Annotated in this window: 10 protein-coding genes; 1 reads left to right on the top strand and 9 read right to left on the bottom strand. The window is 71.6% G+C overall.

Annotation, left to right across the window (positions count from 1 at the left end):
- Positions 1-73 precede the first annotated feature (73 nt).
- Both AVL59_RS09525 and dxr read right to left on the bottom strand, forming a co-directional pair.
- Positions 74-1,378 (bottom strand): M50 family metallopeptidase, encoded by a 1,305-nt coding sequence (locus AVL59_RS09525; RefSeq protein WP_067301529.1) that lies wholly within the window; start codon positions 1,376-1,378, stop codon positions 74-76.
- Positions 1,375-2,646, bottom strand: coding sequence for a 1-deoxy-D-xylulose-5-phosphate reductoisomerase (gene dxr / locus AVL59_RS09520; RefSeq protein WP_067301527.1), 1,272 nt, complete (start codon positions 2,644-2,646; stop codon positions 1,375-1,377). The genes AVL59_RS09525 and dxr overlap by 4 nt, the downstream gene beginning before the upstream one ends.
- Positions 2,647-3,018: 372 nt before the next feature.
- On the opposite strand from dxr, the gene AVL59_RS09515 reads away from it, so the two are divergent.
- Positions 3,019-3,504, top strand: a complete 486-nt coding sequence (locus tag AVL59_RS09515) for a hypothetical protein (protein WP_067301524.1) — start codon at positions 3,019-3,021, stop codon at positions 3,502-3,504.
- Positions 3,505-3,536: 32 nt separating this feature from the next.
- Here the strand turns inward: AVL59_RS09515 and AVL59_RS09510 are convergent, their stop codons facing one another.
- From AVL59_RS09510 to AVL59_RS09480, 7 genes are all read right to left on the bottom strand, one after another.
- Positions 3,537-5,474 (bottom strand): acyl-CoA dehydrogenase family protein, encoded by a 1,938-nt coding sequence (locus AVL59_RS09510; RefSeq protein WP_067301520.1) that lies wholly within the window; start codon positions 5,472-5,474, stop codon positions 3,537-3,539.
- Positions 5,475-5,782: 308 nt separating this feature from the next.
- Complete coding sequence (locus AVL59_RS09505; protein WP_237281462.1) at positions 5,783-6,985, bottom strand: PP2C family protein-serine/threonine phosphatase; 1,203 nt, start codon at positions 6,983-6,985, stop codon at positions 5,783-5,785.
- A gap of 133 nt (positions 6,986-7,118) precedes the next feature.
- Complete coding sequence (locus AVL59_RS09500; protein ID WP_067301515.1) at positions 7,119-7,313, bottom strand: hypothetical protein; 195 nt, start codon at positions 7,311-7,313, stop codon at positions 7,119-7,121.
- Between the two features lie 105 nt (positions 7,314-7,418).
- The gene (locus AVL59_RS09495) at positions 7,419-8,798 is read right to left on the bottom strand and encodes a S53 family peptidase (protein ID WP_067301513.1); all 1,380 of its coding nucleotides are present in this window, start codon (positions 8,796-8,798) and stop codon (positions 7,419-7,421) included.
- A gap of 226 nt (positions 8,799-9,024) precedes the next feature.
- A complete protein-coding gene (locus AVL59_RS09490; RefSeq protein ID WP_067301510.1) occupies positions 9,025-10,470 on the bottom strand; it encodes an aldehyde dehydrogenase family protein in 1,446 nt (481 codons plus the stop codon).
- A gap of 256 nt (positions 10,471-10,726) precedes the next feature.
- Positions 10,727-12,325, bottom strand: a complete 1,599-nt coding sequence (locus tag AVL59_RS09485) for a PucR family transcriptional regulator (protein ID WP_067301508.1) — start codon at positions 12,323-12,325, stop codon at positions 10,727-10,729.
- A 138-nt stretch (positions 12,326-12,463) separates the two neighbouring features.
- Positions 12,464-14,875 carry an ATP/GTP-binding protein gene (locus tag AVL59_RS09480; protein WP_067301505.1) on the bottom strand — a complete coding sequence of 804 codons (2,412 nt, stop codon included), beginning with the start codon at positions 14,873-14,875 and terminating at the stop codon, positions 12,464-12,466.
- Positions 14,876-14,910: the final 35 nt, after the last annotated feature.

Genomic DNA, 14,910 nt, shown 5'->3' with positions numbered 1-14,910 from the left:
CCCACCCGGCAAACCCACTCAATGGAAGGCGGCCCGGAACACAGCGTTCCAGGCCGCCTCGAACCTGCGATGGCTAGGAGATTTTCACCGGGTTGACCACGTCCGCGATGAGCACCAGGACGGTGAAGCAGACGAAGATCCCGGCCACCACGTAGGCCACTGGCATCAGCTTGGCCACGTCGAACGGACCGGGGTCCGGCCGGCGCAGCACCCGCGCCACGTTCCGCCTGAGCGACTCCCACAGGGCGCCCGCGATGTGCCCGCCGTCGAGCGGGAGCAGCGGGAGCATGTTGAACAGGAACAGGGAGAGGTTGAAGCCGGCCAGCACGAAGACGAACATGGCCACCTGCTGCGAGGCGGGGATGTCCAGGGTGGCGATGTCGCCGGTGATCCGGGCCGCGCCGACGATGCCCATCGGGGAGTCCGGCTCGCGCGGGCCGTTGCCGAAGGCCGCGTCCCACAGGGCCGGGATCTTGCCGGGCAGAGCGACCAGGGAGTCGACCGCGTCGCCGACCCGGTCGGTCATCCAGGTCACGGAGTCGCCGAAGTCCTGCTGGACGACGCCGGTGGCGGCGCTGAAGCCCAGGAAGCCGGCCTTGACGTACTGGCCCTGGACGTAGGTGCCGCTGGAGTCCTTCTTGGCGACCTGGTTGGTGGCGATCTTCGCGTGCAGGGTCAGTTCCTGGCCCTTGCGGTCGACGACGACGGCCACCTCCTTGCCGGCGCTGTCGCGGATGAGGTCGGACAGCGTGTTCCAGTCCTTGGTCGGCTTGCCGTCGAAGGAGACGATCTTGTCGCCGTTCTTCATGCCGGCGGCCGCGGCCGGGGAGGGCGCGTCGGACTTCTTGCAGCTGTCGCGGTTCTCGCTCGCCGCGATGACACAGGGCGAGACCGAGGCGACGGTCGTGGTCTGCTGCTGGATGCCGAAGCCCATCAGCACGGTGAGGAACAGGGCGACCGCGAGGATCAGGTTCATGAACGGGCCCGCGAACATGACGATGACGCGCTTCCACGGCTTGCGCGTGTAGAACATGCGCGTCTCGTCACCGGGCTTGAGTTCCTCGAAGGCCGCCGAGCGGGCGTCCTCGATCATGCCGCGCCACGGCGAGGTGGAGCGGGCGGAGATCCGGCCGGCGTCGTCGGGCGGGAACATGCCGATCATGCGGATGTAGCCGCCGAGCGGGACCGCCTTGATGCCGTACTCGGTCTCGCCCTTCTTCCGCGACCAGACGGTCGGGCCGAAGCCGACCATGTACTGCGGGACGCGGATGCCGAAGAGCTTGGCCGTGGACAGGTGCCCCAGCTCGTGCCAGGCGATCGAGACGAGCAGGCCGACCGCGAAGACCACTATGCCGAGGATGAACATCAAGGTCGTCATGCACGCGCCTCCGCGGTTGCCGTCCGGTCTGTCAGTTCGCGTGCCCGGGCCCGTGCCCAGGTCTCCGCTTCGAGGACGTCCGAAACGGTGAGTGAAGTTCCCGTGACCGGGGTGCCGTGCTCCTCGACCACCCTGGTGACGGTATCCATGATGCCGTTGAAGGGCAGCGCGCCGGTGCGGAAGGCCTCGACGCACTCCTCGTTGGCCGCATTGAACACCGCCGGGGCGGTGCCCGCGAGCCGCCCCACGTGCCGGGCGAGGTTCACCGAGGGGAAGGCCTCGTTGTCCAGCGGGAAGAACTCCCAGGTGGAGGCCTTGCTCCAGTCGAAGGCGGGCGCCGCGTCCGGGACGCGCTCGGGCCAGCCCAGGCCGACGGCGATGGGCCCGCGCATGTCGGGGGGCGTCGCCTGGGCGATCGTGGATCCGTCGGTGAACTCGACCATCGAGTGAACATACGACTGGGGATGCACGACGACCTCAATGCGGTCGAAGGGAATGTCGTAGAGGAGATGGGCCTCGATGACTTCCAGTCCCTTGTTGACGAGGGTCGCCGAGTTGATCGTGATCACCGGGCCCATCGCCCAGGTGGGGTGGGCCAGGGCGTCCTCGACGGTGACGTTCGCCAGCTCCGCCTTGGTGCGGCCGCGGAAGGGGCCGCCGGAGGCGGTGACGACCAGCTTGCGCACATCGGCGCGGGTGCCGGCGGCGAGCGCCTGGAAGAGCGCGGCGTGCTCGGAGTCGACCGGGATGATCTGGCCGGGCTTGGCGAGCGCCTTGACCAGTGGGCCGCCGACGATCAGCGACTCCTTGTTGGCGAGCGCGAGGGTGCGGCCCGCCTCCAGGGCGGCCAGGGTGGGCGCGAGGCCGATGGATCCGGTGATGCCGTTGAGAACGGTATGGCAGTCGGACGAGGCGACCTGGGTGGCCGCGTCCGGTCCGGCGAGGATCTCGGGGAGCGGCTCACCGGCGCCGTACCGCTCGGCCAGCGCCTCGCGCAGGGCCGGTACGGCGTCCTCGCGGGCGACGGCCACGGTCCGCACCCGCAGGCGGTGCGCCTGCTCGGCGAGGAGGGCGGTGCGGCTGCCGTGCGCGGAGAGGGCGGTGACCCGGAAGCGGTCGGGGTTGCGCAGCACGAGGTCGATGGCCTGGGTTCCGATGGACCCGGTGGAGCCGAGGATCACCACGTCCTTCGGGCCGTCGGCCGCGAGGGGGTCGTAGACGAGGTGCGGATCGGCGAGGGGCGCCGGACTGGCGGGACTGTCGGTCATCCCTCCATTGTTGCCGCAAGTGCCGGCCGCCAGGACAGGGCATCCCTCGGGCGGGTGCGTTAACAGCTTTCGTCGCCGGATGGAGTGGTTTTCCCGTTGTAAAGTCACGGTGAAGATCCCGTGATCACATTTCGGTCCCGGGCCGGTGGACAACCGGTCCGACACAAACCTGAGCACCGAGTGGGCACAGATCGAGAACTCCGGCAGCGGCCCGGACACCGGGTCGGACGCGTACCGGGAGCGGCGTGCCCACGTCCGGCACATGGGTGACAGTTCAACACTGCGGCAAATGGCGCGCTTTCGGCCACCAAGGATGGCATCCTTCCTGTTCGGCCCGTCCAACAGGGCCCCCAACGGGGAGGAGTCACCACGATGAACCGCACACGCACGACCGCAGCCGTCCTGGCCACGGCAGGGCTGGTCACCGCCGCCCAACTCGGCCTCGGCACCGCCGCTTCGGCCGCGCCGCACACGGCGCGGACGCCGCAGGCCGGCGGCTGCCCGATCGACCTCGTCTACCCGAGCCGCTTCTACGTCGACTCGCACGGCTGGGTGACCAACGGCGGCCTCTACTTCGGAATCAAGAACAAGAGCACCACCAAGAACTTCGGAAAGGTCACGTTCACCGTCACGGACGTCAAGAACATCCGTTTCGGCCACGCCAGGGCCACCGGCGGCAAGGTCACCAAGAACACGTCGAAGACGGTGTCCGTGTACGCCTCGACGCTCAAGAAGAAGGCCAGTCTCGGTCTGAAGGTGCCCACGCACCTGCTCAACACCCGTTCCTACAAGGTGAAGTTCACCCTGAGGGGCACGGGCTGGAACTGCGCCGTGGACCAGGGCACCTGGGGCGTCTGAGCCCCGGCCGCCCCGGTCCACGGGGAAACGGCCTAGGCGCCGAAGGGGCGCCGTTCATTCTCCCGTGCGGACGGTCCGGGGGTCGCATCCGCGATCCACGGGCCGTCCCCGGACGGGTCGATGATGCCCTCCTCCAGCCACTCGTAGGCCCCGCCGAGCACCTGCTTGACCACCTTGCGGTCGAGGTCGTCGGTGTTGGCCCACAGCCGGCCGAAGAGTTCCGCCACCCGGATGCGGGCCTGGCGGCAGAAGGCGTCGGCGAGTTGGTAGGCCTCGCGGCCGTGCTCGCCCTCACCGCGCAGCCGCTCGGCGCGCACACAGGCCGCGCTCATCGCGAACAGCTCCGCGCCGATGTCCACGATCCGGCCGAGGAAGCCCTGCTTGGTCTCCATCCGGCCCTGCCAGCGGGACATGGCGTAGAAGGTGGAGCGGGCCAGTTTGCGGGCGTGCCGCTCGACGTAGCGCAGATGCCCGGACAGGTCGGTCTCGCGCTTGAACTCGTGGTACGAGGACGGCAGTTGGCCGGGTCCGGCGACCAGCCGCGGCAGCCACTTGGCATAGAAGACGCCCGCGTTCGCGCCCGCTTTCGCCTTGTCCGACAGGGACTTGTCGGGGTCGATGAGATCGCCGGCGACCGACAGGTGGGCGTCGACGGCCTCGCGGGCGATGAGGAGATGCATGATCTCCGTGGAGCCCTCGAAGATGCGGTTGATGCGCAGGTCGCGCAGCATCTGCTCGGCCGGGACGGGCCGTTCGCCGCGGGCCTTCAGCGACTCGGCCGTCTCGTAGCCGCGGCCGCCGCGGATCTGGACCAGTTCGTCGGCCATCAGCCAGGCCATCTCGGAGCCGTAGAGCTTGGCGAGGGCGGCCTCGATGCGGATGTCGTTGCGGTCCTCGTCGGCCATCTGCGAGGACAGGTCGAGCACGGCCTCCAGGGCGAAGGTCGTCGCGGCGATGAAGCTGATCTTGGAGCCGACGGCCTCGTGCAGCGCGACGGGCTTGCCCCACTGCTCCCGCTCGGCCGCCCATTCGCGGGCGATCTTCAGGCACCACTTGCCGGAGCCGGCGCACATCGCGGGCAGCGAGAGCCGGCCGGTGTTGAGGGTGGTGAGCGCGATCTTCAGGCCTGCGCCCTCGGGGCCGATGCGATTGGCTGCCGGGACCCGGACCTGGTGGAAGCGGGTGACGCCGTTCTCGATGCCGCGCAGGCCCATGAAGGCGTTGCGGTTCTCGACGGTGATGCCCTCGGCGGTGGCCTCCACCACGAAGGCGGTGATGCCGCCCTTGCGCCCCTCGGACTTCGGCACCCGCGCCATGACGACGAGCAGGTCGGCGACCACCCCGTTGGTGGTCCACAGTTTCACCCCGTCGAGGACGTAGTCGTCCCCGTCCGGGACGGCCGTGGTGGCGAGACGGGCCGGGTCGGAGCCGACGTCCGGCTCGGTGAGCAGGAAGGCGGAGATGTCGGTGCGGGCGCAGCGGGGCAGGAAGGCGTCCTTCTGCTCCTGGGTGCCGAACATCTTCAGCGGCTGCGGTACGCCGATCGACTGATGGGCGGAGAGCAGGGCACCGACCGCGGGGCTGACGGAGCCGGCCAGGGCGAGGGCCTTGTTGTAGTACAGCTGGGTGAGACCGAGGCCGCCGTACTTGGGGTCGATCTTCATGCCGAGCGCGCCGAGTTCCTTCAGGCCCGCGACGACCTCGTCGGGGATGCGTGCCTCGCGCTCGATGCGGGCGGAGTCGATCGTGCTCTCGCAGAAGGCGCGCAGCTCGGCGAGGAACTCCTCGCCCCGCCGCACGCTCTCCGGGTCCGGGAGCGGGTGGGGGTGGATGAGGTCGAGCCGGAAGCGCCCGAGGAACAGCTCCTTGGCGAAACTGGGCTTGCGCCAGTCCTGTTCCCGGGCGGCCTCCGCCACCTGACGGGCCTCGCGCTCGGAGACGGTCGTGCGTTGGGTGGTGGGGGCGGACATGAGGCTCACCTCGCCGCGAAGAGGATGATGGGGGACCGCTCGTTACCGATCGGTGCTACTGGATCGTTGGTACCCGAAACGGGGCGACCCCACCACCCCTCGCGCGTCCGTTCAGCGGATACTCAGTCGATGTCGACGGAGTAGGACTTGGTGTCGAGCGGGCCGGCGCCACCCTGCCTCTGCCTCCGGGGAAGCCCGGCGCAGGGAGGAGGCCCGGCACCGGAAGGCAGCGGTGCCGGGCCTCTTCGAAGGGCGGCAGGCCTGCGCCGCGACCCAGGCTACATGAAAATGATTCCCATGAGCTAGCACTAGTGCGGGTGCCATTCGAAGAGCAGGATCGTCGCGTCGTCCCGCAGTCGATGGCGCTGGTGGTCGACGATGGCGTTGATCAGCAGCCGCAGCACCTCGGCCGGGCGCTGGCCGGCGGCGGAGAAACGGATGATGAAGTCGGTGAACCGGTCGAGGCCGAACTCCGCACCGTCCGCGTCGCGGGCCTCGACGACACCGTCGGTGTAGAGCAGCACGCAGTCGCCCGGTTCCAGTGTCGTCTCGTGGACCTGCCGGGCCGGCGCGGCGAGTTGCCCGGCCAGACCGATCGGCGGCTGCGGGGTGCTGTCCAGCGCCCCGTCGAGCACCCGCTCGGCACGGATCAGCAGCGGCGGCGGGTGACCGCAATTGACCCAGCGCAGCTCCCCCGTCATCGCGTCGAGCCGGCACAGCACGCCGGTGCAGAACTGGTCGGGCAGCCACTGGGCGATGGCCTGGTCGACAGAGCGGACGATTTCGGTCAGGTCGCTGCCGCCGCCGCGGCGGGCGTTGCGCGCCGCGGCCATGGCGACCGACGCGGTCAGGCCGGAGGCCAGGTCGTGCCCCATGGAGTCGAGAATCATGGTGTTCAGCACGTTCTTGACCACCGAGTGGTCGAAGGCGTCGCCGGCGATGTCGTACGCGGGTTCCAGGACCGCGGTCGAGACGCATCTGCCGCTGCCGACGGTGCGCGGCGGCAGGAAGGCCCGCAGCATCTCGGCGGGCAGCGTCATGGTCGCGGTGCGGGTGCGGGCGGCGAGCCAGTCGCTGTAGGTGCGCTTGGAGGTGATCAGCATGGCGAAGAGATGGGCCAGTATCCGGCTGCGGCGCATCCGCGCCCCGTCGAGCGAGCTGGTCCGCACCGCCAGCACGCCGAGCCGCTCCGCGCAGTCGATCAGGGGCATCCAGACGATCAAGCCGTCGTCGGCGTCGACCACCCGCGGGGAGACCGTGCGGTACGCCCAGCCGGCCGACGAGCCGTCCACGGGCAGCGGCTCGAAGGTTTCGTCGAGGGGGATGAGCAGTCGTTGTTGCAGGTCGGCGAGGTAGATCAGCGCGGTGTCCAGGCCGAGGGCCGCAGCGCACCGGTTCGCCAGGGCCGGCAGTTCGACCGGCAGGGCCGTCTGCGCCTCGATGATCAGCTCTTCCAGCCGATTCTCGTCGACGGCGGTGTCGGAACCGGCGGACGCGTGTGGGTCCGACACGGGGATCACCCCTTCCCCGCCCAGTCTCACACCGATCCCGGTCTCTCTCACGTCAGACGGACGGTGAGGGTCACGGTGCCGCTGTGACCGCCGGGCGTGCCCGCGCCGGCGGTCCCGCTGCGGCGGCGGATCCCTACGCGTCGACCGACGGCAGCCGGACCGCCAGTTCCGCCGCGAAGTGCCGGGCCCGGGCTCCCCAGTCGTGGTCGGTCGTGCCGAAGTGCTGCAGGACGTCGAGCAGTTCGTGTGCCTCCGCCGGGGTGAAGAGCGGCAGGCGCGGCTCGGAGAGGTCCGGCACGCCGTACGAGGGATCCAGGAGTTCGCCCATGCCGGGCGCAACGGATATCGGCGGCGCGGGTTACGGGGCCGGACGAGCGGACGGCCCGGGTGCGCAACCCGGGCCGTCCTGGGGAGCGGAGCGATCCGCGGAGCGTCAGCCCTGGTGGCGGGCCTTCGCGAGGGCCGGTACGAAGCGGAGGGCGTCCACCGTGCCCACGCCGGTGGCCATGTCGTAGCCGTTGACGGCCTTGTAGCCGGTGACGTCCTTGTAGCTGTTGTCCGTGCCGTCGTTGACGTCGACGATGCCGGTGTTCCGGCTGTGCCGGGCCAGGAGGCCGTACAGCGACGTGTTGATGTTGCCCAGGCGGTGGCCGGCCACCTGGTCGGCGAGGGCGACGATGCCCGAGAAGAGCGGGCTCGCCTCACTGGTGCCGCCGGAGACGTCCCAGCCGGTGGCGGTCGGGTCGTAGCTGGAGTAGACCCAGGCGCCGCCGTTGACCGCGGCGGCCATCGAGATGTCCGGGGTGCCGCGGCGGGCGCCGACCAGGTTCTTCACGCCGTTCTGGAAGGACGGCCGCGAGAAAACGTGGGACTGGCCGCCGCCGCCCGCGCCGTAGTCGTTGTAGACGCTGTCCGGCTTGACGCGCTCACCCTTGTCGTTCAGGTGCAGCTGGGTGCCGCCGATGGAGGTGACCAGCGGGTCCGAGGACGGCCAGGAGTTGACGCGCTTCTTGTAGTACGTCTTGCCGTCCGTCATGAGGTCGGTGGCGCCGCCGTCGCCGGAGGAGGCGAGAACGGTCACGTGCTTGCGGTCGGCGGCCTGGAAGGCGTACCGCAGCTTCTTGATGCTGGTGAAGTCGCCCCTGCCGAAACCGGGGAAGGTGTTCTCGGTGGCGCCGAAGCTCTGGGTGATGACGTCGCCGACACCGTGGTCGATCATGTACTTCTCGGCGGACATCATCTCCGGCAGGCCGGTGGTGCCCTCGGTCTCGGAGACCGCCGTCTCCACCAGGACGATCTTGGCGCCGGGCGCGACGGCGTGGGCCATCTCGACGTCCAGCGTGGTCTCGCCGGCCCAGCCGGTCATGTCGGAGTTCTTGGGGTCGAAGGCGGGGACGTGACCCCACTTGACCACCTTGACCTTGGTGCTGGGCAGGCCGAACTGCCTGCTGTAGACGTCGAGGTCGTGCTGGACGGTCGGGGAACCGAACGAGTCGACGATCACGATGGTGCGCCCCTTGCCCGTGACGCCCTGGCGGTACAGCGGGTTGAGGTTGTACGCCTTGCGGTACTGGAGCGGGGTGTAGCAGTTGATGTGCCACTTGGTCTGGCACTGCGCGATGGAGAGCGGGCTGGACACGCCGTGGGCCAGATTGTGGCCGGCGATGGCCGGAACCGCCTTGGTGTGCGGTACGGGGGCGGGCGCGGCAGCGGTGACGCCGGCCTGGGAGGTGGTCGCCAGCGCGGCGGCGACGAGGGCGGCGGTGGCGGCCGCGGATGCCGCGACGCCGCGCCCGGTACGGGCTATGTGCATGAATTCCCCTGAGTGGCCCTGAGACGTCCTGAGTCGGACGAAGTGGTCATGCGCATCCCACCGGGCGAGTCATGCACAGGACAAGGTTATTGAACTGTAGATGTCGAATCCTTTACCCAGGCAGTACCGCCGGGCGCGCGCGGACCGGCGCCTCCCCGGGTACACGAAACGGCCGCAGCCCCCGCACAGTGGGCTGCGGCCGTTCGGCCGACCTGTCCGTGGCAGGTCAGAGCGCGAGACCGGTGAGGACCAGCACGCGCTCGTATGTGTAGTCGTCCATCGCGAACTTCACGCCCTCGCGGCCCACACCGGACTGCTTGGCGCCGCCGTACGGCATCTGGTCGGCGCGGTAGGACGGGACGTCGCCGATGACGACACCGCCGACCTCGAGAGCGCGGTGGGCGCGGAAGGCGACCTGGAGATCGTGGGTGAACACGCCCGCCTGGAGGCCGTACTTGGACTCGTTGACGGCGGCGAACGCCTCGGCCTCGCCGTCGACCTTCTGCACCGTCAGGACAGGGCCGAAGACCTCCTCGCAGGAGATCGTCGTGTCGGCCGGCACCTCGGTGAGGACGGTCGGCGCGTAGGAGGCGGCGTCACGCTTGCCGCCGGTGAGGAGCTTGGCGCCGGCGGCGACCGCCTCGTCCACCCACGACTCGACGCGCTTGGCGGCGTCCTCGCTGACCAGCGGGCCGACATCGGTCTTGTCGTCGGTCGGGTCACCGGTGACCTGGGCCTCGACGGCGGCCACGATGCGCGGCAGGAGCCGGTCGTACACGGTGGCGTCCGCGATCACGCGCTGCACGGAGATGCAGGACTGGCCGCCCTGGTAGTTGGAGAAGGTCGCGATGCGGGTCGCGGCCCAGTCCAGGTCCGCGTCGCTCGCGAAGTCGCCGAGGACGACGGCCGCGCCGTTGCCGCCCAGCTCCAGGGTGCAGTGCTTGCGCGGCACCGAGTCCATGATCGCGTAGCCGACCTTCTCGGAACCGGTGAAGGAGATCACCGGCAGGCGCTCGTCCTGGACGAGGGCGGGCATGCGGTCGTTGGCGACCGGGAGGATCGACCAGGAGCCGGCGGGCAGGTCGGTCTCGGCGAGCAGGTCACCGATGATCAGGCCGGAGAGCGGGGTGGCCGGAGCCGGCTTCAGGATGATGGGGGCGCCGGCGGCGATGGCCGGGGCGACCTTGTGCGCGCACAGGTTCAGCGGGAAGTTGAACGGCGCGATGCCGAGGACGACGCCCTTCGGGAAGCGGCGGGTCAGCGCCAGACGGCCCTGGCCGCCGAGGTCGGTGTCGAGCCGCTGGGCCTCGCCGCCGTTGAACCGGCGGGCCTCCTCGGCCGCGAACCGGAACACGGACACGGCACGGCCGACCTCGCCGCGGGCCCACTTGATCGGCTTGCCGTTCTCGGCGGAGATCAGCTGGGCGATCTCCTCGGTGCGCTCGACCAGGCGCTTGCTGACGTGGTCGAGGGCGGCGGCGCGGACGTGCGCCGGGGTGGCGGCGAACTCGTCCCGCACGGCGTACGCGGCGGCCACGGCCTCCTCGACCTGGGCGTCGGTCGGCACGCTGACCTTGCCGACGAGCCGGCCGTCCCACGGGGAGGTGACGTCGAAGGTGTCCTCGCCGGTGACCTGGCGGCCGGCGAGCCAGAAGGCGTAGGTGGAAGTCATGTGAGTCCCGGCCCTTCCGCGTTGGGGGTGTTCTTACGGTTCGTGGTCCACGGTAGGGCGGAGGCGCGCGGCGGTCGCTTGTCCGTGTCGTACTGGTGGGGGTGGGTGACGCTCCGGTTTGGCGTGGTGGGGGGGCTGGGGTCGCGAGTCTTGCCGGACGGGGCCGAGACGCCTGAGGCGCGCTTCTCGGCCGACCGAGTCGGGTGGTGGGTGGGCACGGGCCGGGAGTCCAGGGGGCGGAGCCCGCCTGGGACGGTCACTCCGGGGACGTGGCCTTCAATGCCAGCCAGAGCTCCATCCGGACGTCGGGATCGTCCAGCGAGCGCCCGAGGATCTCCTCCACCCTGCGCATCCGGTACCGCAACGTATGCCGATGCACCCCGAGATCGGCCGCGGCCGCGTCCCACTGGCCATGGCGGGAGAGCCACGCCCGCAGGGAGGCGACCAGATCGCCGCGCCCCGTCGCGTCGTGCTCGTGCAGCGCCCGCAGCAGCCCGTCGGCGAACGCCTTCACCGCGTCGTCGGCCAGCAGCGGCAGCACGGACCCCGCCGCCAGCTGCTCGTGCTCCACCAGCACCCGCCCCCGCCGCCGGGCCACCGACAGCGCCTGCTCGGCCTGCTTGTAGGCCGCGGCCGCGGCGATCGGTCCGGCCGGCGCCGACAGACCGACGACCAGTTCGGCCTCGTCGCCCGCCGTCTGCTCGGGTACGGCCCGCCCGGCCTCCAGCGTCGCCGCGTACGCGGCACACGCGGCCACCGCCGCGCCCCCGTCCGCGGCCAGCACCACCAGCCGCTCCCCCTCGGGTACGACCAGCACGGCCTCCCCGGCACGCGCCGCCGCCGACTCGGCGGCCTCGGCGATGCCGCCCAGCGCGTCGCCGTCCGCCCGCGCGGCCGAGCCGGGCGCCGACTCCGCGACGATGATCCGGAACGGCGCGTCGAGCAGCCCCCCGTACAGGCTCCCGGCGACGGCCCGGGCGTGGTCCGGCTCGCCGGCCAGCAGCATGCGCAGCACCGCGGCGCCGACGCGCTGCTCGGCCTCGTGCAGGGAGCGGGAGCGTTCGGTGGTGAGGGTGAGCAGGGCGATCGCGGAGTGGACGGCGTAGCGCTCGGCGGTGCCGAGGGCGGCGGCCGTGCCGACGGCGAGGGCGGCGCGCGGGCGCCGGCCCGTCCCCAGGGAGTGCAGCTCCACCCGGTCCTGGCCGTCGGGGTTGTCGGGCCCGCCGACCACCGCGGAGGCCGGTGCGGGCCGCTCCCGGAGCCGTTCGACCTCGGCGGTGAGCCGGGCGGCCCGGCGCCCGGCCCACTCGGGCGCGGCGGCGACCACGGCGCCCGAGGCGTCGTACAGTGCCGCCCATCCGTCGACCTGCGCGGCGAGCGCGGCCAGCAGGCCCTCGGGTCCGGCGCTGAGGGCCTGCTTGGTCAGCTCGCGCTGGGCGGCGAAGCCCGCCGTGACGGCCCGGTACTGGTCGGCCGCGATCGCCGCGGACACGGCCTTGCTTATGGCGAGGAAGGGGGTGCGGCGCGGCACCTCCAGCAGCGGCAGCCCCTCCTCCTCGGCGGCGTCCACGAGGGCGTCGGGGATCTCCTCGTAGTTCACGCCGACCGCGAAGCCCAGCCCTACGACACCCGCGCCGACCAGCCGCTTCACATACCGCCGCATCGCCTCGGGATCCTCCGCGTCCAGCTTGAGCGCGGTGATCAGCAGCAGCTCGCCGCCCTCCATGTAGGGCACGGGATCGGCCAGCTCGCTCACATGTGCCCAGCGGACGGGCACGTCGAGATGGTCCTCGCCGGCGCGCACGGTCAGCTTGAGCGCGGAGTGGTGGACGAGCGAGGCGAGGGTCGGGGGCATGAGGCCTTCAGGGAGAGAACCGGAACAGCGGGTCGCGGAGATCCGGTGATCACTGCGATCAATTGGCCGCCACGTATGAACAGCCTATGTCGATTCCGCCTGACCGTACGGTCCCGGGACGCCCCTGCGGCCAGGGCCTCAGCCCCGCAGATCCACCAGCAGCGGCGGAGCGTGCTCCCCGCGCACGGTCGTCAGCGACAGCACCGCGTGTCCCGGCGGCACCTCGTGCGCCAGCTGGGATGCCGACCAGCGTTCGCGCTCGACCTTGCGCACCGTCACGGCGTCCGTGGTGACCGGCTTGCCCGTGCCCAGTTTCCGCACGGCGTGGATCATCCGGGTCAGCGGCTGGTCCGCGAACACCGTGTGCTTGGCGACCTCGGTGGTCTCCACCCACTCGGTGCCCCACACCTGGGCGAACAGGGCGCCCTCCCACGTGGTGACGCCCGCGAAGGCGACATGGCAGCCGACCGCGGCGAGCAGCGGCTGACGCAGTTGCTCCGGTACGTCGCCCAGGGCCCGCAGGTTCAGCACGACGCCGGCGTTGCTCTGCCGCAGCCGCCGCAGGGAGCGTACGGACTCGGCGGTGATCGCGTGCGTGGCGTCGTCCACGACGAGGCAGGCGAACAGCGAACGGTCCTGGCGGGCGGTCATCGCCGCCGTGAACTGGACCAGCAGCAGCCGGGTCAGGAGCTGGGCGGCCTCCGGGTGGGCCCGCTCCGGCAGGTCGACCCTGACCCGCAGCGGGTGGTCGAGGGAGCGCAGGGTGAAGGGCCGGGCGTCCGGGGAGGTGTCGAAGAAGCCCGCGAAGGCCGGGCGGTCCAGGCAGGCGATCCGGTCGGCGAGCACGATCCCCGGATCCCCGGGCAGGCCCGCCTGCCGCGCGCGTGCGTCGAGTTCCCGGTGCAGGGCCGGGTGCGTCTCGGGGTCGAGCATCGCCCTCAGCCCGTCCAGCGCCGTGGGCGCCCCGTCCAGCAGCTCCCGCAGCTCGCTGACGGACGGGAACCGGCCGTGGGCGGTCCTGAAGGGGCCCAGCAGCTGGGCCAGTACGGTCCCCGCCCTGCGCAGATCGACCTCGCCCAGGTCTCCCACCAGGGCGTCCGCGAGCAGCGCGGCCGCCTCGTCCGGGTCCTCGGCTCCTCCGTACAGGTCGAGGTCGTACTCCGACGACTGGTCTCCCGGCCGCACCACGATGTCGTAGCCCTGGTCGGCCCCCAGCGGGGTTCCGGCGGCGGCCACCACGACGAGCGCCGCCTGCCCGGCCAGCGCCTGGAGCGCGAGGGACTCGGCGACGGGCCGCACCAGGCGCTCGGTCTTGCCCGAGCCGGAGGGGCCGACGGCCAGCAGGGAGGTGCCCAGCGTTCCGGGGTCGACGGCGGCGCCCGCGTCCCGGCGGGCCGGCGGTGTGCGTTCGGTGGCCGCGTACCGGCCGAGGCGCACCTGGGAGGTCAGCAGGTCGTGGACCGCCGTGCGGGCGGGCAGATCCCGCTCCCCCGACGGGTGCGCACAGGCGTGGGCGCCCTCCCGGAGCACGGCCGCAGTGAACGCGTCCAGGCGTGAGGGGCTGGCCACCACGGAGGTCCAGGCGCGGCGGATGCGTGCGCAGTCCACGTCGTTCATCCGGCCGGTGCGGACCTCCTCGGCCAGCCGCTCGGCCGCCGCGTCCTGCCCGAGGGCACGCAGCTCGGGCCAGTCGGCCGGGGTCTCGGCGACGGCTTCCTTGGAGGATTCGGCCCCCGGTTCGGGGCGGCGCGTTCCGCGCAGCAGCCCCCGCCAGCCGCCCGCGACCGCGAACGGCCACAGGCCCAGCAGGGTGAGCAGCGTGTTGAACACGCGCAGCCGGTGCACGGTGCTCACGTCGGTGGGCCCGAAGAGCCAGTCGGACGGGGTCAGGCTGACGGCGAGCCGCTCGTAGGGCAGCAGTTCGCGCCAGACGACCAGCCAGACGACCAGTGCCCCGAGGACGGCGGCGCGCAGCGCGCGGGAGGGCTGCGGACGGGAGATCACATAACGCTGGGCCACTTCCCTCCAGTTGCCCACGCGCCCGAAGTAGTAGAGGACGAGGGTGGCGAAGAGGCTGTCGTAGACGGCCCGTGCGGTGAGCGCCGCGCGGGGCTGCTCCAGCCCCCACCAGTCGGACGGTGTCACCAGTTCCAGCAGGATGTTCTTGTGGGGGACCAGGTTGTTGTCCCACAGCGACCACACGAGGAGTGCGGCGAGCAGCGCGCCGACCGCCCCGGCCAGCAAGGCCCGGTCGGACACCCGGTCGGGCGCGTCCTGGGGACGGGGACGGTGTCCGTAGCGCCACAGCCCCGGCTCGGCGTCGGCGCGCGGGGTGACCAGCCAGGCCAGCAGGCCGCCGGTGTGCGCGCCCGGCTGCCCGCTGCCGGGCTGGTGGGCGGGGCGCGGCGGAAGAGCCGGGGCCGGTGGATACGCGGCGGGTCCCGACGGCGCGGGGGCGGCCTCACGACCCGTACCGCTCGGCGGCGCGGAGGGCCGCGGCACGCCGTGCCGCCGCGTGCCGCGTGTGTCCTGCGTGCCGTCCGAGTCCATCGAGCCTGCCCCTTGACCAGCCGTTCCGTCCACCG

The sequence above is a fragment of the Streptomyces griseochromogenes genome, from assembly GCF_001542625.1.
In the GTDB taxonomy this organism is placed as follows: Bacteria; Actinomycetota; Actinomycetes; order Streptomycetales; family Streptomycetaceae; genus Streptomyces; species Streptomyces griseochromogenes.
Note: the sequence above shows the minus strand (reverse complement) of the source record. Positions and strands in the feature narration are given on the sequence as shown.

What these genes read in the sequence shown, in the direction of transcription:
- AVL59_RS09495 (WP_067301513.1), bottom strand. Translation starts at nt 8,798, where the DNA reads ATGCACATAGCCCGTACCGGGCGCGGCGTCGCGGCATCCGCGGCCGCC.
- AVL59_RS09485 (WP_067301508.1), bottom strand. Translation starts at nt 12,325, where the DNA reads ATGCCCCCGACCCTCGCCTCGCTCGTCCACCACTCCGCGCTCAAGCTG.
- AVL59_RS09480 (WP_067301505.1), bottom strand. Translation starts at nt 14,875, where the DNA reads ATGGACTCGGACGGCACGCAGGACACACGCGGCACGCGGCGGCACGGC.
- AVL59_RS09500 (WP_067301515.1), bottom strand. Translation starts at nt 7,313, where the DNA reads ATGGGCGAACTCCTGGATCCCTCGTACGGCGTGCCGGACCTCTCCGAG.
- AVL59_RS09510 (WP_067301520.1), bottom strand. Translation starts at nt 5,474, where the DNA reads ATGTCCGCCCCCACCACCCAACGCACGACCGTCTCCGAGCGCGAGGCC.
- AVL59_RS09515 (WP_067301524.1), top strand. Translation starts at nt 3,019, where the DNA reads ATGAACCGCACACGCACGACCGCAGCCGTCCTGGCCACGGCAGGGCTG.
- dxr (WP_067301527.1), bottom strand. Translation starts at nt 2,646, where the DNA reads ATGACCGACAGTCCCGCCAGTCCGGCGCCCCTCGCCGATCCGCACCTC.
- AVL59_RS09490 (WP_067301510.1), bottom strand. Translation starts at nt 10,470, where the DNA reads ATGACTTCCACCTACGCCTTCTGGCTCGCCGGCCGCCAGGTCACCGGC.
- AVL59_RS09525 (WP_067301529.1), bottom strand. Translation starts at nt 1,378, where the DNA reads ATGACGACCTTGATGTTCATCCTCGGCATAGTGGTCTTCGCGGTCGGC.